15 protein-coding genes, 1 tRNA gene and 1 pseudogene are annotated in these 23,396 nt (G+C 63.4%); 9 read left to right on the top strand and 8 right to left on the bottom strand.

Annotated features, from left to right (window positions below; all coding sequences use genetic code 11):
• The first annotated feature begins 42 nt into the window (after window positions 1–42).
• The 3 genes from EJ071_RS13145 (at window position 43) to EJ071_RS13135 (ending at window position 2,170) form a co-directional block, all read left to right on the top strand.
• Window positions 43–813 (top strand): HugZ family protein, encoded by a 771-nt coding sequence (locus EJ071_RS13145; protein WP_126098249.1) that lies wholly within the window; start codon window positions 43–45, stop codon window positions 811–813.
• A gap of 164 nt (window positions 814–977) precedes the next feature.
• On the top strand, window positions 978–1,316 hold the full coding sequence (locus tag EJ071_RS13140) for a metalloregulator ArsR/SmtB family transcription factor (RefSeq protein WP_126098248.1): 339 nt from the start codon (window positions 978–980) through the stop codon (window positions 1,314–1,316).
• A 56-nt stretch (window positions 1,317–1,372) separates the two neighbouring features.
• Window positions 1,373–2,170, top strand: coding sequence for an RNA methyltransferase (locus EJ071_RS13135; protein ID WP_126098247.1), 798 nt, complete (start codon window positions 1,373–1,375; stop codon window positions 2,168–2,170).
• A gap of 50 nt (window positions 2,171–2,220) precedes the next feature.
• Here EJ071_RS13135 and EJ071_RS13130 read toward each other — a convergent pair whose 3' ends face one another.
• Window positions 2,221–3,366, bottom strand: coding sequence for a hypothetical protein (locus EJ071_RS13130; protein WP_126098246.1), 1,146 nt, complete (start codon window positions 3,364–3,366; stop codon window positions 2,221–2,223).
• A 141-nt stretch (window positions 3,367–3,507) separates the two neighbouring features.
• Window positions 3,508–4,044: an EipA family protein gene (locus tag EJ071_RS13125; RefSeq protein WP_245460323.1), complete on the bottom strand. Its 537-nt coding sequence runs from the start codon at window positions 4,042–4,044 to the stop codon at window positions 3,508–3,510.
• 388 nt (window positions 4,045–4,432) lie between these two features.
• Between EJ071_RS13125 and EJ071_RS13120 the strand changes: the two genes are divergently transcribed.
• Together EJ071_RS13120 and EJ071_RS13115 are read left to right on the top strand one after the other, a co-directional pair.
• Window positions 4,433–5,062: a histidine phosphotransferase family protein gene (locus EJ071_RS13120; RefSeq protein ID WP_126098244.1), complete on the top strand. Its 630-nt coding sequence runs from the start codon at window positions 4,433–4,435 to the stop codon at window positions 5,060–5,062.
• A gap of 233 nt (window positions 5,063–5,295) precedes the next feature.
• Window positions 5,296–5,664, top strand: coding sequence for a response regulator (locus EJ071_RS13115; RefSeq protein ID WP_126098243.1), 369 nt, complete (start codon window positions 5,296–5,298; stop codon window positions 5,662–5,664).
• A 62-nt stretch (window positions 5,665–5,726) separates the two neighbouring features.
• On the opposite strand, the pseudogene EJ071_RS13110 reads toward EJ071_RS13115, so the two are convergent.
• A pseudogene (locus EJ071_RS13110) lies at window positions 5,727–7,081 on the bottom strand (IS3 family transposase).
• 81 nt (window positions 7,082–7,162) lie between these two features.
• Complete coding sequence (ctrA, locus tag EJ071_RS13105; protein ID WP_006203583.1) at window positions 7,163–7,858, bottom strand: cell cycle two-component system response regulator CtrA; 696 nt, start codon at window positions 7,856–7,858, stop codon at window positions 7,163–7,165.
• A gap of 449 nt (window positions 7,859–8,307) precedes the next feature.
• On the opposite strand from ctrA, the gene EJ071_RS13100 reads away from it, so the two are divergent.
• The gene (locus EJ071_RS13100; RefSeq protein ID WP_126102563.1) at window positions 8,308–8,685 is read left to right on the top strand and encodes a flagellar export protein FliJ; all 378 of its coding nucleotides are present in this window, start codon (window positions 8,308–8,310) and stop codon (window positions 8,683–8,685) included.
• A gap of 86 nt (window positions 8,686–8,771) precedes the next feature.
• Here the strand turns inward: EJ071_RS13100 and EJ071_RS13095 are convergent, their stop codons facing one another.
• On the bottom strand, window positions 8,772–9,176 hold the full coding sequence (locus EJ071_RS13095) for a helix-turn-helix domain-containing protein (RefSeq protein ID WP_126098242.1): 405 nt from the start codon (window positions 9,174–9,176) through the stop codon (window positions 8,772–8,774).
• An 89-nt stretch (window positions 9,177–9,265) separates the two neighbouring features.
• On the opposite strand from EJ071_RS13095, the gene EJ071_RS13090 reads away from it, so the two are divergent.
• Window positions 9,266–10,192 carry an NADP-dependent oxidoreductase gene (locus tag EJ071_RS13090; protein WP_126098241.1) on the top strand — a complete coding sequence of 309 codons (927 nt, stop codon included), beginning with the start codon at window positions 9,266–9,268 and terminating at the stop codon, window positions 10,190–10,192.
• A gap of 69 nt (window positions 10,193–10,261) precedes the next feature.
• Here the strand turns inward: EJ071_RS13090 and EJ071_RS13085 are convergent, their stop codons facing one another.
• Complete coding sequence (locus tag EJ071_RS13085) at window positions 10,262–10,537, bottom strand: DUF1153 domain-containing protein (protein ID WP_006203587.1); 276 nt, start codon at window positions 10,535–10,537, stop codon at window positions 10,262–10,264.
• 270 nt (window positions 10,538–10,807) lie between these two features.
• On the opposite strand from EJ071_RS13085, the gene mnmA reads away from it, so the two are divergent.
• A complete protein-coding gene (mnmA, locus tag EJ071_RS13080; RefSeq protein WP_126098240.1) occupies window positions 10,808–11,998 on the top strand; it encodes a tRNA 2-thiouridine(34) synthase MnmA in 1,191 nt (396 codons plus the stop codon).
• Window positions 11,999–12,048: 50 nt separating this feature from the next.
• Here the strand turns inward: mnmA and EJ071_RS13075 are convergent, their stop codons facing one another.
• Window positions 12,049–13,014, bottom strand: a complete 966-nt coding sequence (locus EJ071_RS13075; protein WP_126098239.1) for a Gfo/Idh/MocA family oxidoreductase — start codon at window positions 13,012–13,014, stop codon at window positions 12,049–12,051.
• Window positions 13,015–13,243: 229 nt separating this feature from the next.
• Here EJ071_RS13075 and EJ071_RS13070 point away from each other — a divergent pair.
• Window positions 13,244–13,320, top strand: a tRNA-Met gene (locus EJ071_RS13070).
• A gap of 287 nt (window positions 13,321–13,607) precedes the next feature.
• Here the strand turns inward: EJ071_RS13070 and EJ071_RS13065 are convergent.
• Complete coding sequence (locus EJ071_RS13065; protein WP_126098238.1) at window positions 13,608–22,877, bottom strand: autotransporter outer membrane beta-barrel domain-containing protein; 9,270 nt, start codon at window positions 22,875–22,877, stop codon at window positions 13,608–13,610.
• Window positions 22,878–23,396 lie beyond the last annotated feature (519 nt).

Below are 23,396 nucleotides of genomic sequence, written 5' to 3'. Positions count from 1 at the left end.
TCAGCTTATCCTGAAAGTGTTTCGACCGAAAAGGGGAGCGCTTTGACCGAGACCAGGAAGGATGTCATCCGCGAGACCGATGCCGAGGCCGTCAGGCTGGCGAAGACGCTGATCCGCTCGGCCCGCTTCGGCGCGCTCGCGGTGATCGAGCCCGGCACCGGCGCGCCCCTGGCAAGCCGCGTCGGTGTGGCGACCGACATCGACGGCGCGCCGCTGATCCTGGTTTCGATGCTGTCCGCGCATACCGGCGCGATTGTCGCCGATCCGCGCTGCTCGCTGCTGCTTGGCGAACCCGGCAAGGGCGATCCGCTGGCGCATCCGCGTATCAGCCTGATATGCCGGGCGCTGCGGCTGGAGGGTGGATCGGCCGTTCACGCCCGCGCCGAACGGCGCTACCTCAACCCCAATCCAAAGGCGAAGCTCTATGCCGGGCTTGGCGACTTCTCGATATTCCGGCTCGAGCCTGAGCGCGCCAGTCTGAATGGCGGCTTCGGCAAGGCCTACCTTCTGGATCGCGCCGATCTGATCACCGGCGACCCGATCGTCGAGGAGCTCGCGGTGAGCGAACAGTCGGCGCTCGACCATATGAACGCCGACCATGGCGATGCGCTTTGCCTCTATGCGCGCCATTTCGGCCGGGCCGAAGGCGACGGCTGGATCGTCACCGGTTTCGATGCCGACGGCATGGACCTGGTGTCCGCGGATGCCACCTGCAGGGTGTTCTTCCCGCGGCCTCTCGGCGCCGCCAGCGAGTTGCGGTCCGTGCTGGTCGAGATGGCAAAGACCGGACGCGCCGCCGGCCAGCCACAGTAGCGAAAGTTAATCGTCCCAGATCGAAAGCAACTCTTGAGATTTAGATAAAATGATCTACCCTTTGTTGTAGCGCTGATTCAGCGGCGCTTCCTGACCTGAACATTGTGGAATCAGCCACCATTGCCCCCATGGCGGCTGGATGAGCCAGAAAACATGGGGCATCTATGATCTCGAGCAAGCTAGTCGCCAATGCCGAATCGGCTGCCGCGTTTCTGACGCTCATGGGCAACGAAAAGCGGCTGCTGATCGTCAGCTATCTGATCGAAGGCGAAATGTCGGTCGGTGCCATCGCCGAAAAAGTCCAGTTAAGCCAGTCCGCTCTGTCGCAGCATCTGGCCAAACTGAGAGCACTTGAAATCGTCGAGACGCGCCGCGACCGCCAGATGATCTATTATTCCTGCAAATCCGATGCGGTGCGCGAGCTGCTTCGCATGCTGGAAGGCATTTTCGGCGACGGCGACCTGTCCCAGATGGCCTACAGGATGCGCCGCGCCGGGGCTTGACCCGCGCTGTCCAAAGCCCCTTACCTCGCTGACGATCGTTTGCCGGCGAGATTTGCATGAACCTCATCCCCATCGACGACCCGCAGGATCCGCGTGTCGCTGCCTATCTCGACATCCGCGAGCGCGATCTCGTCGGGCGCCACGGGCGCTTCGTCGCGGAAGGCAAGGTCGTGCTGGATCTTCTTTTGTCGGTCCGACGCTTCGCCGCGGAGTCGGCCCTCATTCTGGAAAACAGGCTGGCTGGCCTGGAAGGCGTCTTGCGCAAGGCGCCGGCGGATTTCCCGGTCTTTGTCGCCAAGAGCGAGGTCATGGACCGGATCGCCGGCTTCCATATGCATCGCGGCATATTAGCGATCGGCGTTCGCGACGCTCCTCGACCGGCGGAGGTTTTGCTCGAAACCTTGCCGGCAGGCGCGCTGGTCGTGGTCCTGGTCGGCATATCCAATCACGACAATATGGGCTCGATCTTCCGCAACGCCGCGGCCTTTGGCGCGGACGCCGTGCTTCTCGATCCTACCTGCTGCGATCCGCTCTATCGCAAGGCGATCCGGGTTTCGGTCGGCGCGGCGCTGAAGGTTCCTTTCGCGCCCTTCGGCGACGCCATGAGCTTGATTGCGACGCTCAACCGGCTGGGCTTCAGCCAGTTCGCGCTCTCGCCGCGCGGCGAAACCGAAATTCGCGCCGCGGAAAGAACTTCGCGGCTGGCGCTTTATCTCGGCACGGAAGGCGAAGGCCTGCCCGAAACCGTGCTCAACCGGCTGCGGACGGTACGGATCGGCATGGCGGAGGGTTTCGACAGCCTGAACGTTGCCGCCGCTTCGGCCATCGCCCTGCACCAGTTCTCGAGACGATAGCTGTCCAGCAAGCAGGGAAAGCGTCGCCTTGCCGACAGTCTGCGTTTTGATCAGCTGGTTGGGTCGGCCTTCTGAAGGGCCCTTACACGGTCCGCGAGGCTGATGCCGCGCTCGCCCGCGCCCTGCTGCCCGTCGCGAGGGGTCGCCAACGCCTTCAAAATCGGCGAATCCGGCCCGTCCAGCTTCATCGTCAGGTTGACGACCTCGGCCGCCAGTTCGTTCATCTGTTCGCGAAGCGCCGTACCGGCGCGTCGCGCGTCGCTGGCCTGTTCGGGCCTTGCCGTTTCGAGCGTGGCAAGATCGGTCTTGAGCCGCTTGTTCTCACGCGCCAGCGAAGTCAGCCTCGCCTCCAGCCGCTCCCGATCGCCTTCGAGCTTGGCGATCGCCTTGTCGATGCCTTCGACCTCGCCGGTCTGGTGCGTTCCGCCATTTGCCTCGGCACCCTGCTTTAAGCGTTCGCGCATCCGGGCAAGCTCCTTCTCGCGCCTGTCGAGCCTTTCCTCGCGGTCGGCAAGAGTGGCAAGCAGCCGCTCGACCTTCTTGTCCAGTTCGGCTGCCCGTTTCTTTTCTGCCTTGAGCGCGTCCCTGGCCGCTTTGCCTTCCGCGGCGATTTCCTGGTTGCGCCGGTCCGCTTCCTTGCGCTGGCTGCGCAGCACCGCAATGTCGTTGGCGAGCTTGTCCAGTTCCGATTCACGGGCCACGAGCTCGATCTGGCGGTTGCTGGATGAGAAGCTGGCATCGTCATACATCTGCTCGAGCTTTTGCAGCTCCAGCGCGCGCTTCTCCAGGGAGCGCTCCGTCTGCGCCAGCTTTTCCGACAGTTTGTGCAGTTCTTCCTCGCGCTGCCGGAGCTCCGCGTTCCTGGCCTGCAGGTCGGAAAGCGCCTGGTTCTTGTCTTTCGTCTCGACCGCCAGCCCCTTCAGGGCCTCGCGGCCGCGGCCGATCTCGACCAGTTGCTCGGCCGCCTTCTCCTTGAGGCTCTTGATGTTCATCTCGAGCCGGCGCGTGTTCATGGCGAATTCGGCGCGGACCCGATCCTTTTCAGCCAAGATCTCGGCAGGCGTCAGCGGCATCGAGGCCTCGAGGCGCCTGCGCGTCAGAACGACGGCCCGCCGCCAGATGGCCGGCGCAATCAGCGACACCAAGAAGACGGCGCAGAGGAAGCCGAGTGCGAAGAACAGGATCGACTGGACCAAGGTGGACTATTCCGTATACGGGAGCGGCAAACCGCCAATGCCCGACTGTGCCATCTTGGCATGGCGGAAATCCAGCGCCGCGGCAAGAGCATGCCGCGGCGCGATCGGTCTTATCCGAGCGGTTGTGGCAATCCTGTCCGCTCAGAACGGGTTCCAGGTCGCCCGTTCGGTAAGCTTCAGGTAGCCGAGATTGACGCCGAGCCGGGCGCCGACGCCGGTGCGGATCGGAACGATGAGCACCCTGTTGCTCTGCAGCACGTTGAAGCCGACGCCGGCCACGACATAGGCGGAGCCGGCGACGCCGCCGAAGCGGTTGTAGAGGCTGCTGATGTCGTCCAGATTGTAGACCAGCATCATCACGCGCGACCCTTCGCCGCCGAAATCCCAGCCGAGCGATGGGCCTTGCCAGAATACCTTATGGTCGCCCGCGTTCTTGGTATAGAGCGTGCCCTCGCCATAGGTCAGGCCGCCGATCAGCGCGCCGGATCCCTCCTCGCCGAGCAGATAGCCGTTGGGCAGGCCGTAGGACGCAAAGATCTTTTCGACGACGGTGGCGAGGCCGCCCGACGTCGCGCCGAAGAACTTGTGGCCGGAATCGACGATCTCCTGCGCGGTGTATTCCTGGGCCCGCGACGCGGAGGTTGAGAAGATGACAGCACCCATGAGGGCGATCGTCATGGTGAGGACGCGGACGAGAGTCCGGTCATAGAATCGGGAAAACATGCTTCCAATCTCCGTCAGGGAGCACTTTCGCCGACGCCTCGTACCCCTGCGGCTCTTGGCGGCCGCTTCGAGATGACTATTACGGGCAAACTATGCCGTAATCCTTTTTCAACCATTAAGCTGGCGCAGGAAGATGGCGGTTCGAAGGCTGGCGGCCCGACGTGGCCCCTCTGGCCTCGTTTTCCCGGCATGAATGCAGCATTTTCGCCATCCGCGGTTGCGGATTTGTTGATGCACGGGCGGGCGCTGTGTATTCAGAAAGCCTTGGAAAGGGCGTGATTCGCGTGGCGGGCGCGAAATCGATCGCTCGGCCATGAATATGTGAACTAGCAGGGATTCTCTGATGGCCGAGCTCTTCACCCTCTCCGCCCCCGATCTGGCGGCGCTTCTGTGCAGCCGCGTATGCCACGATATCATCTCGCCGGTCGGCGCCATAAACAACGGCCTCGAACTGCTCGACGAAGGCGGCGCCGACGAAGACGCCATGAAACTGATTCGCCAGAGCGCCAGGAACGCCTCGGCGCGTCTGCAATTTGCCCGCATCGCCTTCGGCGCCGCCGGCTCGGCCGGCATGATGATCGATACCGGCGACGCAGAGGCCGTGGCCATTGCCTTTTTGAAAAACGAAAAGCCGGAGCTGGTCTGGAACGGTGCCCGCGCGCTGCTGCCCAAGAACAAGGTCAAGCTCCTGCTCAATCTCATTCTCGTGGCCAACGCGGCCATACCGCGCGGCGGCAAGCTGGTGGTCACGCTGGAGAACCTCGAGACCGAACCGCGTTTTGCGCTGTCGGCCAGCGGCCCGATGCTGCGCGTGCCGCCAAAATTCCTCGAGCTGCATTCCGGCCACAAGCCTGAGGAAGCGATCGACGCCCATTCGGTCCAGCCCTATTACACGCTGCTTCTGGCGCGTGAGGCCAACATGACGATCTCGATTCATGCGACCGCCGACGAGATCGTGTTGTCTGCGGCCTGAGGCAATCAGCAAGAACAGGCCAAGTATTTATCTCAGCTGATATTGCTGCTTCCGGTACGAGCGAAGCAACTTCTGCCATTGCCGGCTTATTGACGTGGGGCGAAAAACCGCGCCATGCGTCTCTTTGGAAAAACTTTACCTAACCGCTTTTCGGCTTCTTTACCAGATTGCTCTAGGGTGCCCCACGGTTACCGGAGGTTGCCGGTTCGGCAGATGGCAAAGAGGGCCCGGAAATGAAGCGCTGCCTGTTCGTGGACGATTCGAGCGTCATCAGGAAGGTCGCAAAGCGTATCCTTGGCGGTTCGGACATCGTGGTCATCGAAGCGGCCAGCGGGCTTGATGCGATCGAGATCTGCTCCAGCGACATGCCCGACGTCGTCGTTGTCGACGGCGGTTTGCCGGACATGCAGGCAGTCGACCTCATTCGCCGCATCCGTGCCATCGAAAGCCCCGTCAAGCCGCAGATCCTGGTCTCGCTCGTCGAAGTCGACGTCGGCTCGATCATGCGCGCGAAGCGTGCCGGCGCCCAGGGCTATCTTTTGAAGCCCTTCAACCGGGCGCAATTGCTCGAGAGTTTCCGCTTCCTGAAGATCGCGGCCTGAGCTTTCGATGCCAAAAAACAAAAAACCCGGCGGGATGAACTGACCCCGTAAAGTTGGACGGTTCATTGAGCTGGTAGATTTAAGGACTGGGTCCTGTATTGCACAGGGGCCAGCCCTTTCAGTTTCAGTTTGATGCGGCGGTGGTTGTAATAGTCGATGTAGCCCTTGATGGCCGTATCGAGGCTTTGGACAGTGTCGAACCTTTCCGGATGGAAGAGCTCGGACTTGAGTGTGGCGAAGAAGCTCTCCATCGGTGCGTTGTCGAGGCAATTGCCTTTGCGTGACATGCTCTGTGCAAGGCCTCTGGCCTCCAGCCTGCGCTGGAATGCCGACATCTGGTATTGCCATCCCTGATCGGAATGCAGGATCGGCCGCTCGTCCTCGTTGAGCCGGGCGAAGGCTTTGGTCAGCATGTTGTCCACCAGTTTGAAGCGCGACCGGCGCGCCGTCTCGAAGGCGACGATCTCGCCATTGTAGAGATCCATGATGGGAGACAGGTAGAGCTTGTCGCCGGCCACGCTGAACTCCGTCACGTCGGTCACCCATTTGCGGTTGGCGCGGTCGGCGCCGAACTTGCGCTGCAAGAGATCGGGAGCGGTCCGCCCGATCTCGCCCCTGTAGGAACGATACTTCTTCGGCCTGACCAGTGACTTCAATCCCATCCCGGCCATCAGGCTCTGGACGGTCTTGTGGTTGACGCATTGGCCCAACTGGCGCAGTTGCGCGGTCACCCGGCGATAGCCATAGCGGCCCTTGTGGCTGTCGAAGATGGCCTTGATCGCCTCCTTCAGCGCCGCATGACGGTCCGGGCGCGAGGCCGCCTTTTGCCTGTAATAGAACGTGCTGCGCGGCAGCTTCGCCAGGTCGAGCAGGTCCTTAAGCGGATAAAACGGCCTTAACGCTTGGACGGCTTGCGCTTTTTGGGCGCATGTTCCTGCGTTAAGGCCCTCAGTTTTTTTAGGTAGGCGTTCTCCATCCGCAACTGCTTCAACTCGGCCAGCAATTCTTCGCGGCTTTTGGCCTCGTCACTGGCTGCAACAGGCACCGCAGGGGCCGGCGGCTTTGACATGGGTCGTCCTCTGGGGCGGGGGCCGAGCGCCTCTATCCCACCCGCATGATAGTGCTTCTCCCAGCCCGTCAGGCAACCGGAATTGCGGATATTGAACAGCGTCGCCGTCTGGCGATGCGACAGACCGTCCTTCCACATCCGCTCGAGCACCGACAGCTTGAACGCCACATCGTAACGACCGTACTTCCGCGACAGCCCGGCATCGCCATGCGCCTGGTACAAAGCAACCCACTTGCGCACAGTCGCCGCGTCAACTCCACGCTTAGACGCCGCACTCGCGTAGCTTTCATCCCCGCACAAATAGCTATCGACAACCGAGCGCTTGAAACGCGCACTGTGTTTGGACATGCAAAACCCCCGAAGGTTGTGTCCAACTTTCGGGGGTCAGTTCAGGAGCCGGGTTATTTGTACGAATCGCTTGGCCGAAGATCAGGCGCTGACGCGGATGTCTTCCGGCTCGCGCAGCACATAGCCGCGGCCCCAGACCGTCTCGATGTAGTTCTGGCCGCCGGACGCCGCGTCGAGCTTCTTGCGCAATTTGCAGATGAAGACGTCGATGATCTTCAGTTCCGGTTCATCCATGCCGCCATAGAGGTGGTTGAGGAACATTTCCTTGGTCAGCGTGGTGCCCTTGCGCAGCGAGAGCAGCTCCAGCATCTGATATTCCTTGCCGGTCAGGTGCACGCGCTGGCCGCCGACCTCGACCGTCTTGGCGTCGAGATTGACCACCAGGTCGCCGGTGGTGATGACCGACTGGGCATGGCCCTTGGAGCGGCGCACGATGGCGTGGATGCGCGCCACCAGCTCGTCCTTATGGAAAGGCTTGGTCATGTAATCGTCGGCGCCGAAGCCGAGGCCGCGCACCTTGTCCTCGATGCCGGCCATGCCGGAGAGGATCAGGATCGGCGTCTTGACCTTGGAGAGGCGAAGCGTGCGCAGCACCTCGTAGCCCGACATGTCGGGAAGGTTGAGATCGAGAAGGATGATGTCGTAGTCGTAGAGCTTGCCAAGATCGACCCCTTCTTCGCCGAGATCGGTCGTATAGACATTGAAGCTTTCCGATTTCAGCATCAGCTCGATGCTTTGTGCGGTTGCACTGTCGTCTTCAATCAGCAGAACACGCATTTCATTCCCCTTTTCTGCTGCCGAACCGTGTCACGACCCGTCCGGACCGGAGCAGTGATTGCCTGAACAGAAGGTGCCACCGACTGGTTAACAAATCCTAATTTCGTGCTGACCACGATATCAGATTTTTTAACCCCTTTCTACACCCACTTGAATCTAATAATGAATCACAGACCCAAATCGCTCATGTACCACATTAACAAGCCAGCCTAAGTGACTCCAGTGACTCGCAGGCCGCGCTTCCCTCGCCGCAGCCGGAATTTTTACCCGGCCTTAAGTCCTCGCCCGTATGATTAACAATGCCCGTAAACGAATGGTTACCGCCGGCAAAAATCTTTAGGGCTTTGTTTCCCATAGCAGGGGGAAAGCCGGGGGAAACGGGCGACGCATGGGCCTGTCCAGGCCGATGGGACGATATGCAAGGTGTGCGGTTCCGGGAGTACCGAGTCATGAAGTCACGTGAAAACCTCGTTCGGCTGAAGCAGTTTCAGGTGAATGAGAAACGGCGCCAGCTCTTGCAGCTGGACATGATGATCGCCGAGTTCGAACGCATGGCCGTCGAATTGGAGGCGCAGATCGTCGCCGAAGAGAAAAAAGCCGGCATCACCGACATCAATCATTTTGCCTATCCGACCTTCGCCAAGGCGGCACGCCTGCGCCGCGACAACCTCAGGAACTCGCAGAGCGACCTCGCCCAGCAGCGAACCATGGCCGAATCACTACTCGGCGAAGCTGAAGCGGAGCTTTCCAAGGCGGAGATGCTGGAATCGCGCGACAGCAAGATCCGCGATGCGGATATGGGCGGCCGCAGCGCCATGATCGGCTGAGCCGACTGCGCTTAGCCGCTATCGCCGGGGCCGGCCGGCGGCGCCCTTGAACCGCGCCGGGAACAACTCGTGCTCACGCTCCCGCTTCAAGGCAGCACTGCCATATCGTCTTGATGGTTCGCCGATGCCCGCGCGCGGGCATCCTTGATGTCGGGCGCATGCTCTTCCGCCCAGGAGCGTATCTGGCTGAGCAGCCCCGCCAGGTTCTGGCCAAGCTCCGTCAGCTGATATTCAACCCGCGGCGGGATGACCGGAAAGACCTCGCGCCGGACAAGGCCGTCGCGCTCCAGCACGCGCAGCGTCTGGGCCAGCATCTTCGGCGTGATGCCTTCCAGCTTGCGCGCCAGTTCGCCATTGCGCAGCCGGCCGCGCTGCAGCGCGCAAACGGTCAGATAAACCCATTTGCTGGCCAGCATCTCGAGCACGGTATGCGACGGGCAGGTGCGCCGGAACGCATCGTAGCCGAAGGGGGTGGCGTCATCACTATCCATGAGGTGCCTATATATAGAAAGGTACATACTAGACAACAGAATATTACTATCCAAATGATAGCGGCATACCAATTGAGAAGGAGGCTTCCATGCGTGCCGTTATCCAAAACTCCGTCGGTGGACCCGACGTCCTTTTCGTCGCCGAGCAGCCAGACCCCTCGCCCAAGCCTGGCGAGGTGCTGGTCCGCGTCAAGGCGGCGGGCATCAATCCTGTCGACGGCGCCGTGCGCGGCGGCTTTTACCCGCTGCTTGGCGAACCGCCTTTCATTCTCGGCTGGGATATTTCCGGAACCGTCGAGGCGCTGGGCGCCGGTGTGACCGCCTTGAAGGTCGGCGACGATGTGTTCGGCATGCCGCGCTTTCCCAAGCGAGCCGGCGCCTATGCCGAGCTCGCGGCCGCGCCGGCGGACGAGATCGCCATCAAGCCCGCCGGCATCGATCATGCCCATGCCGCGGCGCTGCCGCTCGCCGGCCTCACCGCTTGGCAAGGCCTTGTCCGGCACGGCCGCATTCAGCCCGGCCAGCGCGTGCTGATCCACGCCGGGGCCGGCGGTGTCGGCCATCTGGCCGTGCAAATCGCCAAGGCAAGCGGCGCCTATGTCGTCTCGACCGCCAGCCCGGACAAGCTCGACTTCGTTCGCTCGCTCGGCGCCGATGAGGTCATCGACTACACCAAGAGTGATTTCGCGCAGAAGGCCGGCGAGTTCGACCTTGTGCTGGAGACGGTCGGCGGCGACCACGCCGAGGAGTCGTTGAAAGTGCTCCGCAACGGTGGCGTTCTTGTCTCGTTGCTCAACGTCCACGACACGACAAAGGCGAAGGCAAGGGAGCGGAACATCCGCGTCGAGCGCATGTCGGTGGTGCCTGACCGCGAGGGTCTCGTCGAACTCGCAAGGCTGGTCGACGCGAACAAGTTGTCGCCCCACGTGGCGAAAACCTTCCCGCTCGATCAGGCGGGCGCCGCCCAAGCCTTCCTTGCGACCCGGCCGATCGGCAAGGTCGTACTGACGGTGTAAGCGAAGCGCGTCTCTGAAAAAGTGAAGGGCGCGGAATTCCGCGCCCTTTCTGCTTCCGGTTGTGTGTACCTAGTGCCGGTATTGCTGGATTCGCGTCGTGCGCAGCCCGGCGAGGCCATATTCGTCGATCGATGCCTGCCAGGAGAGGAATTCCTCGGTGGTGAGCTTGTAGCGCTGGCAGGCTTCCTCGAGGCTGAGCAGGCCGCCGCGTACTGCAGCGACCACTTCCGCCTTGCGCCGGATAACCCAGCGCCGTGTATTCGTCGGCGGCAGATCGGCTATGGTGAGGGGGCTGCCGTCAGGCCCGATAACATATTTGACTCTAGGTCTAACCAGATCGGTCATCGTACTCTCTACTAAAAACTCAAAGACCCAATCCCCGCCACAGTACCGCCACAGCTTTAAAAATTGCCTAAGCCAACCGTAATGACTAGGTAAGGATCGTGAACGTCACGTTAGGTTTTTGTTCGGCATTTGAGACAATGGCGGTCCAGGCCCCGATTTCGCCGGGAAAAATCGCCGGAAAAATCGCTTGAGGAGCCAAGCTGGCGCAGCCGCAGCGCTTGACCTATATTCCGGCCATTGGCAGCCAGCGCCACGCAGATTGAAAGAACCATGAACAGCCTCGACCTTCCCGGACGCCCAGAACAGACCCGCGTCGTCGTCGCCATGTCGGGCGGCGTCGATTCGTCGGTCGTTGCCGGCATCCTGAAGCGCGAAGGCTACGACGTCGTCGGTGTCACCCTGCAGCTTTACGACCACGGCGCGGCAACGCACCGGGCGGGCTCCTGCTGTGCCGGCCAGGACATCGACGATGCCCGCCGCGTCTCCGAGACGCTTGGCATTCCGCATTACGTGCTCGACTACGAAGAGCGCTTCCGCAAGGCGGTCATCGATCCTTTCGCCGAAAGCTATGTCGCCGGCGAAACGCCAATTCCGTGCGTGTCCTGCAACCAGACGGTCAAGTTCGCCGACCTTTTGGCCACCGCGCAGGATCTCGGCGCCGATGCTTTGGCCACCGGCCACTACATCCGCTCGCGCGCCAACGGCGCGCATCGCGCGCTCTACCGTCCGGTCGATGCCGACCGCGACCAGAGCTATTTCCTGTTCGCCACCACCCAGGCGCAGATCGACTATCTGCGCTTCCCGCTGGGCGGTCTCTCCAAGCCGCAGGTGCGGGCGATCGCCGAGGAAATGGGGCTGACGGTCGCCGCCAAGCAGGACAGCCAGGACATCTGCTTCGTGCCGCAAGGCAAGTATTCCGACATCATCGCCAAGCTGAAGCCGGCGGCCGCCAATCCAGGCGACATCGTCCATATCGACGGACGCGTGCTCGGCCGTCATGAAGGCATCCTGCGCTACACGATCGGCCAGCGCCGCGGCATCGGCATCGCTTCCGGCGAGCCGCTCTATGTCGTTCATCTCGACGCCGATCGCGCACGCGTCGTTGTCGGCCCGCGCGAGGCGCTGGAGACGCACAAGATCTACCTGCGAGCCATGAACTGGCTCGGCGACGGCCCGCTCTCCGACATCCCCGAGGGCGGGATCGAGCTTTTCGCAAAAGTCCGTTCGACCCGGCCGCCGCGTCCGGCCGTGCTGCACCACCGCGACGGCGTGACCTCGGTCGAGCTGGTCGACGGCGAATCCGGCATCGCCCCCGGACAGGCCTGCGTGCTCTATTCCGACGACGGCAACGAGGCGCGCGTCTTCGGCGGCGGCTTCATCGAGCGCTCAGAGCGCGGCGCCGAGGCCGAGGCCATGCTGTCGAGGCTTGCGGCGCGGCCCGCGCACATCCCCGCCGAGTAAGCGTCTCTTCGACCAGCCGCTTCAGTTTCAGGATTGTCTTTGCGAACGCCTCAGGCGGACGAGCCGCTATGCGTCACCGTGCCCGCGGTGAGGATGCGCAGCACCCGGATCGCTTCCTCGCCGTCGGTGCGGGGTTCGGCGCGCGTTTCGATGCACTGCATGAAATGCGCAAGTTCGCGCGTCAGCGGCATGCCTTCGCCGACCGCGACATAGGACGGCTCGTTGGCGGTAAAAGCCCACTGGCCGCTGTCCTGCCAGACGGCGTGCCGGTAGACGGCAAGCTTGCGCTCCCAGGGCTCGACGTCGTCGAACACCGCCATCGCCTTGGTGCCGACCACGGTCAGCCGCCGCTCGCGATAAGGATTGAGACGCGAGGCGAAGAGATGGCTGCGCACGCCGTTCGGAAAACGCATGTGCAGATGCGCGAAATCGCTGAGATTGTCGAGCAGGGCTGCGCCCTCTCCCCTGACCTCGATCGGCTCGGTGCCGGTAATGGCGAGGATCATCGACAGATCGTGCGGCGCCAGGTCCCAGAGCGCGTCGTTCTCGGTATGGAACTTGCCGAGGCCGAGCCGGTGCGAATGGATGTAGCGCACCTCGCCGAGCTCGCCATTGTCGATCAACGCCTTCAGCGTCTCGAAGGCGGGATGGAAGCGCAGCACATGGCCGACCATGAAGACGCGGCCATTTTTCCTTGCCGCCTTCACCGCGCGTTCGGCGTCGGCAACCGTCAGCGCGATCGGCTTTTCCACCAGCACGTCCTTGTCGCCCTCGACGGCGCGCACCGCCATGTCGGCGTGGAATTGCGGCGGCAGCGCCATGACGATGGCGTCGACATCGGCGCGCTCGAACAGCTTGTCCGGCTCGATCGCCTCGCAGTCCTGCTCGCTGGCGAAGCCTTCGGCGCGGGCGCGATTGACGTCGGAAACGGCATGGAGCGCGCCAAGCGCCTTGAGGGTGCGGATGTGGTTGCTGCCCCAGTATCCGCAACCGAGGACTGCAATGCGCGGCTTCATTCGTTCAAACTCTAGAATTTCATGGCCGAGACATAGCGACGTGCCCCGTCGAACTCAACCCCGCCGCATGCGCTTGAGTGTCTGTCCGGCAAAGCTTTTTCGGGCATGAGATTATGCTGGTGTGTCCGCTTGACAGGTTTGCCCTGCCAACCTTATATCCGCGCGACCTTGGCGAACGCCTCGAATTGCCCACGTTGCGTGTGCTTCTTCGAGCCTCTTCGTCAATCCTGGCGGAGTAGCTCAGTTGGTTAGAGCACGGGAATCATAATCCTGGGGTCGGGGGTTCAAGTCCCTCCTCCGCTACCATATAGTAAATTCAATAACTTAGCTGAAATCATTGGGCACTGCCACCGTTCCCCCGGCGCCTTAAGACGACATCAAGTCGTCACAGCGGTGCAGACAGTATCCCATGTCGCGCCATCTCCGGCTATGCCGGAAGCGGAAGGTCCGCCTTTGGGATGATTAGAGCTAGAAAGCTGACCTTCCGCGTTCAGCGTTGGCTCGGGTCGCTTTGCGCCAAAGCAGTCGTCGGATAGCCGGCAGCGCCCCGGGTTCTGATCGTCCACAAACTCTGCCTTGCAGCGGGCTGGCATCTACCATTTCACACTGAAAGCGAGCTTCGCACCTATCGCGCGGCTGTCGCCGAAGTTTTTCAAGCTCGATTTGGCGAAGGCCTCGCCGAAGACCGTGTAGCGGTCGTCGGCCCAGGAAAGCGATCCGCCGACACCCAGGCCGCCCCACAGCGGCTGATCGTGCTCGGGGAAGCCAACCCCCGAGACATCGACGTCATTGCCGTCGAGGAAGTCGTAGTAGAGGTTGGCGATGCCGTAGAGATGCGAGCGGCTGACCTTGCCTTGGGCGCCCGTCCAGGCATCCTCATAGTCCAGCGACAGGCCGGCGCGGCCGACCAGCACATCGCTGCCGCTCAGAGACACCGCCGCGTCGAACGGATCGGTGAAGCTGTTGAAGCGCACCGAGGAATAGGAGAGCTGGGCTTGCGGCGTCAGCGTCCACTTGCCCTGCAGCGCGAGCTTCTGGCCGGCCTCGATGCTCAGCGCGTAGCCGAAGCCGTTGTTGCCCTTGGCGAGGTCGCTGCCGAGCGTTGCGGACTTCAGGTCGCTGTCGTACCACGTCACCTCGGCCTGGGCGTCGGTGTAGAAGCCATTGTCGCCATACCAGGTCAGCGTGCCGCCGAAGCCATAGCCGGTGGCGCGGATGGAGCCGACACCGTAGATCGAGGAGATGTCGGAAGAGGCCGTCCCGTAGTGGAAGGTGAGGCCGCCGAGCAGGGTGCCGGTGGCGTCCTCGTAGAGAAGGCCATCGAAGCCCGACTGCAGCTTCCAGGTGGTCACGTCGTAAGCCGAGACGGTTGTCGCGCTGTCAGGGCTCTGCCGCGTCTGCGCCGCCTCGATGCGGGCCCAGATCGCGCTCTGCGTCGGCACGCTGCCGATCTCGTCGGCGCCCTGGCTTGCGCCGGTCCAGGAGCGATTGCCGACGCGCTGCTGCAGGGTGCCCAGTTCGTTCAGGCTCTGCAGCACGCCGGGATAGGCTTCGTAGATCGGCACGGCCGGCGAATAGAGCGGCTGCGGCGAATTATTGATCAGCGCCGAGCGAAGATACCAGTCGCCGTCATCGGGCGTGCTGACGCCGTTCTTGTAGAGCCGATAGGCATACGCGCCGCCGACCACGGCCTGGTCGCCCTCAAAGACATAGTCGCCGGCGAGCGAGAAGGTGCCGGCCGAGGCGCCGCCGACATCGATGATCTTGATGCCTTCCACCGTCTGCGCGCCGCCGCCGCCGAGATTGGCGACCTTGAGCCTGGTGGTGCCGGCGGTGTTGCCGGTGACGACCAGCCGGTCGGTGGCGGAAGCATCGCCGCCGAACACGGTCTCGATCTCCAGCGTGCCGCCACTGCCGGTGTAATTGCCGGCGATGGTGAGCGTGCCAGGCACACCCGGATTGCCGGCGGCGATCGTGCCGCCCGCGGCGTTGGTGGTGTCGCAGACGGTGCCGGTGCCTTCAAGGCGCCCGCCGGAAAGCACATTGACGTCGCCGCACAGGCTCCCCGACACATTGATCGTGCCGCCGCCGACCGCGGTCGTGCCAGTGAACCCGGAAGAGTCGCCCGTCAGCGCCAGCGTGCCGGATCCGCTCTTGGTCAAAGCGCCGGCGCCGGAGAGCACCCCATTCAGGGTCAAGGTCGTGTGGGCGGCGGCCGAGATCGTGCCCGAGCTCATCACGTTGACCGCGCGAGATGTCGCGAAACTGTCTGTCGTGCTGAGCGTGCCGCCGTCGAAGCTGAGCGCGCCGGCGGCATCGCCCAGATTGGCGTCTTGCGAGACCTGCAACGTGCCGCCATTGACCGCCGTGCCGCCCGTGTAGCTGTTGAGACCGCTCAGGACCAGCGTGCCGAGGTCCGACTTCACCAGCTGCGCGCCGCCCGAGAGAGCGGAAGCGATCGTTGCCGTCATCCCCGCGCCGGCATTGGTGCCGTCGCCAACACGGATCGTCGACTGCGGGCCGACCAGGCCGATGGCGCCGCCCTGAATGACGTAGCCGTCGGTGGCGAACTGCATACCTGGGGCCGCAACCTGGCCGAGGCTGTTGTCCACAGTCACAGTGCCAGATCCGCCTGCGAAGATCGCGAATACATTGTCCGCGTATGGCGCGTTGACGGTGCCTGTGCCGTCGGTCCAGTTGTCATTGCCGGTCGAGCTCTGCCAGATGCCGTCGCCGCCGTCGATCATGCTGTTGTTCTTCGGACCCGCACCCCCGTCCCAATAGTTCACCGTCAGCCCTGCCGTGCTAACCAGATTCACCTGGTGAGCGATTGAAGTCTGGACGAAGGCGCCCGGCAACGGGATCGCCCCAATCGACAGGCCATTGTTTGTCAGCGTGCCGTCATAACTGAACACGCGATAGACGCCTGGCCCGAAGGTGCCGCCCGCACTCACGCGGACGTTGAGCGTGCCGTCGAGAACGAGATTGCCGCCGACTGTCGTCAGGTCGTTGAGGGCACCGCCAGCCGCATCCGCCTGCCCGAAGCTGTAGTTCAATATCGAGCCGCTGTTCAACGATAGATCGCCGCGAATGGTCAGCGTGCCGACGCCGCCTCCGAGGTCTCCCGGCGAAAGCGTGCCGCCGCTCGCGACGGTGACGGCGCCGCCGACCGTGCCCGTGCCGCCGAGTGTCCCACCGGCGCCGACAGTGGTGAGTCCCGTGGCTCCGCTCTGATTGCCGTTCACGATCAGGGTGCCGGCCGCCACGGTGGTCGCGCCGGCGTAGCTGTTGGTTCCGGTGAGAACCAGCGCATCGGTGCCGGCCTTGGTGAGCGCACCAGCTCCGCCGATTGTCCCTGAGAAGGTAAAATCGGCATCGGTTTCAAACGTGCCGCCGCCGGCGTTGAGTGTCACGCCGCGCGCCGAGCTAAAGGCGGCTGTGTTCCGCAACGTGCCGCCGTCGAACGACAGGCCGCCGGTCACATTGCCGAGATTGGTATCGGCAGAGACCTGCAGGGTGCCGCCGTTGACCGCGGTGCCGCCGGTGTAGGTGTTGGTGCCGGTGAGCACGAGCGTGCCGAGGTCGGTCTTGGCGAGTTGGGTGTTGCCAGCCAGAGCGGATTCGATGGTCGTCACATAGCCTGCACCCGGCGCCGTTCCGTCACCGACGCGGACGATCGACTGCGGGCCAACCAGGTTGATGGCACCTCCCTCGATCAGGTAGCCGTCGGTCGCGAACTGCATGCCTGAGGCGGTGACCTGACCGAGGCTGTTATCCACCGTCACCGTACCCGGCGTGCCGGCGAAGATGGCAAATGCGCCATTGGTGTAGGGAGCGTTGACGACGCCGGTGCTGTCGGTCCAGTTGTCGTTGCCAGCAGAATTCTGCCAAATCCCGTCGCCGCCGTTCACCGCGCTGTTGAACTTCGGGCCGGCCGCACCGTCCCAAAAGCTCACAGGGAGACCTGCCGTGTTGACCAGGTTGACCTGGTTGGCGACTGACGTCTGGACGAAGAAGCCCGCAGATGGGATCGTCCCGACATCCAGGCCGTTGTTGGTCAGGTTGTCGCCGTAGCCGATTATCCGATAGAGGCCCGGGCTGAACGACGCCCCAGGAGAGACCGTCACATTGAGCGTGCCGTCCAGCACGAGATCGCCCTGGACCTGGGTCAGGTCGTTGAAGGGCCCACCGACAATATTTGCCTGGCCGAAACTGTAGTTGAGCTGAGAGTCATTGCCCAGGATCGACAAATCGCCACGGATCGTCAGCGTGCCGGGCGCGGCGCCGAGATCGCCGGGTGACAAGGCTGCTGTATCGTTGAGGACGACATTGCCGCCGATGATGCCTTTGCCGCCGAGCGTGGTGTTGTTGTTGGCGAAGACATCGCCGCTCGCGCCCGATTGGTCGCCGTTGATGTAGAGGCCACCGCCGGTAAGCGTCGTCGGGCCGGCATAGCTGTTGTTGGCGGTAAGGACCGTTGTGCCCGCCCCGGCCTGAACCACTTGTCCCGAACCGGTGATGGTGCCGTTGAAGGTCACCTGGTCGGAGCGGTTGAAGATCAGGATGCCGTTGTCGACGACGTTCCCGACGACTGACCCGGTCGTGCCGCCGGTGCCTAGCATCACGGCGCCGCCCGAAATTGTCGTTCCACCGGTGTAAGTGTTGGTTCCGGTGAGGGTCAGAATGCCGGCGCCGGTCTTGGCGAGCCCACCCGCTCCGTCAATGGTCCCCGACCAGATCAGATTGGCGTCGGTCTCGAACGTGCCGCCGGCCGCATTGAGCGTCGCGTTGCGTGTCGAGGCGAAGGCCGCCGTATTCTGCAGCGTGCCGCCATTGAGGGTGAGCTGCCCTGCTGCGTTGCCGACATTGGCATCGGCCGAGACGGATAGCACACCGCCATCGATGAAGGTGCCGCCCGCATAAGTATTCGTGCCCGTCAGCGTCAGCGTGGCGGCGCCTGTCTTGGTGAGCGCGCCTGCTCCGCCGATCACGTTGGTCAGCGTCAGGTCGGCATCGGTCCGGAAGGTGCCGCCACCCGCAAGCAGCGTCACGCCGCGTCCCGAGGTAAAGGAAGCAGTGTTCGACAGCGTGCCGCCGTCGAAGGTGAGCGCGCCGGCGGCGGCGCCGAGATTGGTGTCGGCCGAGACCTGCAGCGTGCCGCCATTGATCGCCGTGCCGCCGGTATATGCGTTGGTTCCGGTGAGCACGAGCGTGCCGAGATCGGTCTTCACGAGCTGGGTGCTGCCGGCCAGATTGGAGTTGATGGTCGCGACATAGGCTGTGCCGGCCGCCGTTCCGTCGCCGACGCGGATCGTAGTGGAGGTGCCGCTGATGATGTCGGGAACCAGCGTGAGGTCGCCGCCCGTGATCACATAGCCGTTGGTGGCGAAGTTCATGCCTTGCGTGGTTATCTGGCCCTGGCTGTTGTCTACGGTCACCGTTCCCGCGCCGCCCGTGAACACAGCGAAGGAGCCGTTCTGGTAGGGCGCGTTGATCGTGCCGTCGGCCGTCGTCCAGTTCTCGTTGTTGTTCAGGATCCAGGTGCCGCTGCCGCCGTTGATGACGCCGTTGTTTCTGGGAAGCGTCGGGCCGTCCCAGAAGCTCAGGTTGAGGCCGGCGAGATTCACCAGGTTCACCTGGTTGGCGACCGAGGTCTGGAGATAGTAGTCGGGGGACGGGATGGTGCCGATTGTCAACCCATTGTTGGTCAGCGCGCCGCTATAGTTGACGACGCGGTAGATTCCCGGACCGAAGCTGCCGCCGCCGGTCGTCGTGACGTTCAGCGTGCCGTCGAGCGTTAAATTGCCGCCTACGCTGATGAGGTCGTTGAGCGCGCCTCCTACAACATTCGCCTGGCCGAAATTGTAGTTGAGCGTGGATGCCCCGTTCAACGTGAGGCCGCCGTTGATGGCGAGGGTTCCCGGTGCACTGCCGATATTGCCGGGATTGATCGTGGCCCCGTTTGCCAAGACGCTGCCGCCGATCGTGCCGCTGCCGCCGAGAAGGGCACCGGCTGCGACGGTGGTCAGGCCGGTGGCAGCGGACTGGTTGCCGTTGACGATGAGGCCGCCTGCCTGAACGGTGGTTGCCCCCGTGTAGCTGTTGTTGCCGGCGAGTATCAGCGTGCCCGCGCCAGTCTTGGTCAGGCCGCCCAGCACGTTGATGCTGCGCAGCACGCCGCTCATGACGGCATCGGCATCGGCAAGGCCGTCGCGCACCTCGACCGTGCGGTTGGCACTGCCGAGATTGATGCCATTGCGGAAGTCGACCGTGCCGTCGGCGGTCTGGTAGCCGAACACCAGGTTCTGAGCAGTCGGCACGAAGCCGCCGCTGCCCCAGTTCAGCTCACGGCTGTCGGCGAACAGGTTGACCACCTGCGTGCCGTCCCACGCGGCGAAGCCGCCCGAACCAGTCCAGCGCACACCTTGCACGTAGTTGTCGTCGTCCAGCACCTCGATGCCATTGGGTGGCAGCGGGCCGACGCCGTCCGGATCGACACCCACAGTGGTGCCGTTGTTGTTCTGCCAAGCCTGGCCCACGGTTGTTGTACCGCGGAAGAAGCCGCCGCTGGCGGCGGTGAGGCCGAGCACGCCGGCCGTATTGTCGGCCGCGCCCTGGAAGAGGACCATGCTGCTGCGCTGACTCGAGCCGGTCGCGCCATGGGATGAGGTGACGCCCAGCCCGCCAGTGATTGCTCCGGCGTTGTCCAGCCGCAGCGCGCCGCCGTTGATGATCGTGTTGTGCGAGTAGGCGTTGGCCTGGGCGTTGTTGTTGGTCGCCAGTGCCCACAGGCCCGGCCCTTCCTTGCCCAGCCGGAACCAGCTCGTGGTGAACTCCACCGGCGTAGGACTGTCGACCAGCGTCGCCGACAGGATGTTGTCGCCGGTGTTGGTGCCGCCCAGCCAATGAGTGAATCCGCCGTTCTGGGTGACTACAAAGCCGGTATTGGTGAGCACGAGCGGACCGGTGCCGGAGGATTCAAGGTGGGAATTGCCCCAGGCGTAGAACAGCCGGTTGCTGGTGTCGCCGCTGCCAATGTAGCGCAACGTGCCGTCTAAGCCGCGGAAGTCCGCGATCAGGTTCCCTGCGCCGACCGCTGAAGCCGTCCCGGCGTTGCGGATCGTCGTCGCCTCGAAGACGCCGCCGTCCGGGCTCAGCTCCCCGGTGAAGGTGTTGGCCCCGGTCAGGCGCCAGACCTCGCCGGTCACGTAAGAGCCGCTATTCCATCCTCTGACGCGGGTCACGCCGCTGCCGTCCGAAATCACCCCGGAAACCACGTTGGGAGCGACGGCGACGCCATTGGCGTCGGTGGTGGTGGCGTAGGTGCCCCCCAGCCGCAGGTCGTTCTGGCCCGACCCGGTGGTGGTGATGTTGCCGGTCCAGGTCAGCGCTCCGCTGCCGTAGTTGAAGAGGTGGTGGACCGCACCGGCCGTTCGGTTCAGCGCCAGCGTGCGATTGGTGCTGGTGGCGCCGCCAGTGTAGATCAGGCCGCCCACATGCGAGTTCAGAACCACGGTCGAGCCCGCGCCGAGCGAGCTGGCAGTGCCGGCGTCGGCGAGGGTGTTGGCCCATACCCACATGCTGTCGCCTGTACCGCCGACAGTGTTGCCGCCGATCCAGGTGGTTCCGCTGTAGGTGTTGAGCGCGTTCAGCGCCGCGTCGCCATTGCCGACCAGGACCAGCCCGCCGGTCCCCTGGATCACCCCGTTGAGGTTGACCTCCAGTTCGGAAGTATTGCTGTAACCGGCGCCCTGACCTTCAGAGACGGAGATCACACGATCGCTCGCCCCAAGGTCGAGGCCGTTCTGGAAGTTGACGGTGGAATTGGCGAAGTTGCCGCCGAAGCGCAGCACCTGTCCGGTCGGCACGAAGCCCCCACTGCCCCAGGTAAGCGTGCGGGCGTCACTGAACAGGTTGACCGTGCGCGGTCCGCCGATCGCGCCGAAACCGCCGGAGGCGGTCCATTGCACCTCACCGCCACCCGTGCCCACCGCTTGCGTGAAGGGGCCGCTGGCGGCGGTCAGATATGTCGTCCCGCTGTAGCTCCAGAAGGCGGAATTGCCGTTGAGCTGCAGGTTGGAACTGGCTGGCAGTGTGCCGGCGGCGTTCAGGATCAGGGCGCCCTGATTCTGGTTAACCGCGTCCCCGACCACCGTCGCCCCGGAATAGCTGTTGCTCGTGTTGGTCAGCTCCAGCGCGCCGCTGCCGACGATCTGCAGCCCGCCGGTGCCTGTAAGCTGGCCGCTCAGCAGGGCGTGGTCGGTGATGCTGCCATTGTCCACCCGCACCGTGCGCACCGCGCCGTTGAAGTCGATCGGATTCTGGAAGTCGACCTGGCGCGCGGTGGCGCCGGTGGCGTTCGTGCCCAGGATCAGGCTTTGGCCGGTCTGCACGAATCCGCCGACGCCCCAGGTCAGCGGCGCGGAAGCGCCGCCCAGGTTGACCGTCACGTCCGACTGGTTGTTAAGCGCGTAGAAGCCGCCGCTGCCGTTGCCGCTGCCGGCCCAGCTGATCTGGCCGTCGCCGGTGCCGACAGGAAGCGTGATGCTGGGCACGACGTTGGTGCCCCAGACCACCGCCGTGTTCGCGGTGGGATGGCCCGCGAAGCGGATATTGGTGTTGGGCGAAAGCGTGCCGGCCGAATTCAGCAGCAGACTGCCGCCGGTGATGATGGTGTCGCCGGTGTAGGTGTGAGCGCCGCCGTCGAACCAGGCCTGCCCGCCGGCCAGGGTGAAGTCGCCGGAGAAGCCGAGATTCCCCGAGAAATGCACGGCGCCGCCTTCGGTCTGCAGCGACAGCACGTTCGCGCCGGTGTCGGACAGGTTGCCGGTAACGTTCAGCGTGCCGCCGGCGAGCCGCAGCTGACTGTTGGTGGTAAGCACGGGAACGCCATTCCATGTGCCGGCGGCGCTCGTCTCGATTCGCGGCGTGCCGCCGGTCAGGGTAACGTCGTGGGCCACCGTGCCGCTGATGTTGAACCGGGCTCCGCTATTGAGGACGAGGCGCGAGGCCGCGGTATCGCCACCGAACGAGTTGCTGTTGACAACGAGAACGCCACCGTTGTTGACGGTGACGACATTGTTCGCGCCGTTGAGGCCATTGGCGGCCGAGACGGCCACCGACAGACCATTGATATTGATCCCGCCGGTGATCGTATTGGTGGCGCCAAGGATGATGCCGCCGCCGCCAAACGTATTGCCGGTGAAGGTCACGCCGTTAGTTCCGGCGAGGACCGAATTGATGGAATAGTTCACCCCGCCGGCGTTCTCGGTGATCGTCGGAGTCGCCCCGGCCAGAGTCAGCGTGCTGCCGGTGATCGTGTAGGCGCTGTTGAAGGTGATGTTGTGCACGGTGATCGGCACGCCGAGCGTGACAGTGCCCGCCGTGCTACCAAAGATGGCATTGTCGAGCGCCGCGTTGTCCCACACCGTCACCGTGCCTCCGGTGCCGGTAGAACTCGAGTTCCAGAACGGATTGGTGAGGTTCCAGGTGCCGCTGCCGCCGAGCCCCGTGGTGTTGCCGTTGATGTCCCAGTACTTGTCCGCGCCGCTTGCCGGACTGGCGGCCAGTCCCGTCAGAAGCGCCAACGGAAGAAGCCGCGCCACGCTAGCCGCGCGTAGAGCAACCTGCACCATCTTCGGCGCATAACTGGCGGCCTCGCCCTTCCATTTGGTCATACGGCCGCCGCGCTGAAAGCGCGAGAAAAGACGCCCGCGCCTCTGCCCTTCCAGTCGGCATTCCGGACGCGCCTGGGATGACGCGCGTTCGCGATGCCGGCTGTCGGCATTCAATCTCGGGTCGCCGGTGCCATTGCCGGCTTCAACGTTGTCGTGGATCGTCCTGTCGCAGGTCAACCCAACCATGCATGCCCCTTTTAGTAAATTCTAAAATAACCTTCAAGAATCGAGACCGCCAACTGGACAAAGGCATATAAAGGTAGTCGCGTATTTCAAAAAAGTGCGGAGTTTTGTAAAAAATCCGATTTCCTACCATTTTGCAGCAACATCTGAAGCGTCGGGTTACTCCAATGCGACACATCATTGTTCAGCAAGGATAATATAGATTTAAGCATTGCGGTAGAGGATTCACCTTGAGGCGCGCAGTTGCGTGGGTGCGATGCGCCTGTGCTTCTTCATGGCTACAGTCAAATGGCTCTGGCTGGAAAATCCGCGGAGATAAGCGACCGCTGCTATGGCAGCCGCTCGGCGAAATCGAGCCTGAGGTCAACCAGGCGGCGATGCGGGGCAACCCGAGGGTCTTGGTGAAGGAATGGATGAAGTGCCTCGGCGATCAGCGGCGAACTGCACGTGGATCACCCTTGCGAGTTTCCAGAGGTCTTGGGCGGCGACTGCTGCCAGATGGAACTGGTCTCGGGTATCATT

It is taken from the genome of Mesorhizobium sp. M1B.F.Ca.ET.045.04.1.1, from assembly GCF_003952465.1.
Lineage (GTDB): Bacteria > Pseudomonadota > Alphaproteobacteria > Rhizobiales > Rhizobiaceae > Mesorhizobium > Mesorhizobium shonense.
Note: the sequence above shows the minus strand (reverse complement) of the source record. Positions and strands in the feature narration are given on the sequence as shown.

Bases quoted from the DNA above. Each gene is read 5' to 3' on its own strand.
- EJ071_RS13065 (WP_126098238.1), bottom strand. From the start codon at position 22,877: ATGGTTGGGTTGACCTGCGACAGGACGATCCACGACAACGTTGAAGCC.
- EJ071_RS13085 (WP_006203587.1), bottom strand. From the start codon at position 10,537: ATGACCGATCTGGTTAGACCTAGAGTCAAATATGTTATCGGGCCTGAC.
- EJ071_RS13135 (WP_126098247.1), top strand. From the start codon at position 1,373: ATGAACCTCATCCCCATCGACGACCCGCAGGATCCGCGTGTCGCTGCC.
- ctrA (WP_006203583.1), bottom strand. From the start codon at position 7,858: ATGCGTGTTCTGCTGATTGAAGACGACAGTGCAACCGCACAAAGCATC.
- EJ071_RS13115 (WP_126098243.1), top strand. From the start codon at position 5,296: ATGAAGCGCTGCCTGTTCGTGGACGATTCGAGCGTCATCAGGAAGGTC.
- mnmA (WP_126098240.1), top strand. From the start codon at position 10,808: ATGAACAGCCTCGACCTTCCCGGACGCCCAGAACAGACCCGCGTCGTC.
- EJ071_RS13075 (WP_126098239.1), bottom strand. From the start codon at position 13,014: ATGAAGCCGCGCATTGCAGTCCTCGGTTGCGGATACTGGGGCAGCAAC.
- EJ071_RS13125 (WP_245460323.1), bottom strand. From the start codon at position 4,044: ATGACGATCGCCCTCATGGGTGCTGTCATCTTCTCAACCTCCGCGTCG.
- EJ071_RS13100 (WP_126102563.1), top strand. From the start codon at position 8,308: ATGAAGTCACGTGAAAACCTCGTTCGGCTGAAGCAGTTTCAGGTGAAT.
- EJ071_RS13120 (WP_126098244.1), top strand. From the start codon at position 4,433: ATGGCCGAGCTCTTCACCCTCTCCGCCCCCGATCTGGCGGCGCTTCTG.
- EJ071_RS13140 (WP_126098248.1), top strand. From the start codon at position 978: ATGATCTCGAGCAAGCTAGTCGCCAATGCCGAATCGGCTGCCGCGTTT.
- EJ071_RS13090 (WP_126098241.1), top strand. From the start codon at position 9,266: ATGCGTGCCGTTATCCAAAACTCCGTCGGTGGACCCGACGTCCTTTTC.
- EJ071_RS13095 (WP_126098242.1), bottom strand. From the start codon at position 9,176: ATGGATAGTGATGACGCCACCCCCTTCGGCTACGATGCGTTCCGGCGC.